This window comes from Streptomyces panaciradicis, from assembly GCF_023516615.1.
GTDB lineage: Bacteria > Actinomycetota > Actinomycetes > Streptomycetales > Streptomycetaceae > Streptomyces > Streptomyces panaciradicis.
Map to the genome: position 1 here is coordinate 1 of NZ_JAMGBF010000329.1, position 763 is coordinate 763.

Annotated in this window: 1 protein-coding gene; it reads right to left on the reverse strand. The window is 68.3% G+C overall.

Features of this window, described 5'->3' with window-relative positions; genetic code table 11:
- On the reverse strand, positions 1 to 663 hold a 663-nt coding region (locus tag M8J74_RS44210; RefSeq protein ID WP_249841776.1), incomplete at its 3' end, for a hypothetical protein.
- Positions 664 to 763 lie beyond the last annotated feature (100 nt).

Sequence of the window (763 nt, forward strand, 5' to 3'; positions counted from 1 at the left end):
GGTGACCGGCTCCGGCGAGGCGTTGACCGTCAGCTTCGAGTAGCGCTGGAGCTTGGTCGTGCCGAGGTTGTCCTGGGACGCGAAGCCGACCTTGCTGTAGTCGATGTCGTCGGACATCGGGTCCTGGTCGTTCCAGTCGATGGCGTAGCCGTCGGCCTTCCAGGTGGTGGCGTCGGCGTTGCCCACCAGGTCGATGTCCGGGTAGACGTCGATGGTGCCCTTGCAACTGGCCACGGTCGCCGAGGTGTTCGTGCAGGTCGGCCAGTCGTCGCCGAAGAGCAGGTTGTCCGGCTCGTCGTAGGAGCCGCGGTAGATCTCCACGTCCATCCACACGGCGGGGTCGTTGACGTCGAAGCCCGCGTCGTGGGTGACGGTGTAGGTCACCGGGACGGAGACCTTGTTCGCGATGCCCGCGACGATCGGCTTGCCGCCGTTGATCTTCACGCCTGAGAACGTGAGGTTGATCGCGTACGGGGTGCCGGCGTCGGCGGTGGCCGAGGTGAAGGCGGACTTGGTGTGCGCGGCCTGCTTGACGGCCTGCGTGGCCCGCGCGATGTCGTCCTTGCCGAGCGAGGGTCCGTCCGCGGCCTGCGCGGCGGGCACGACGAGGGCGGCAAGGGCAAGGGCGCCGGAGACGGCGGCCACGGTGGTGCGAATACGCATATGAGTCCTCGGATGAAAGGGAGGGGGTGGTGCGGGGGGGGTGACGCCGCTTATCGCACGTCGACGTAGTCACCGGAGGCGCTGACCGCCGGGGTGGTCG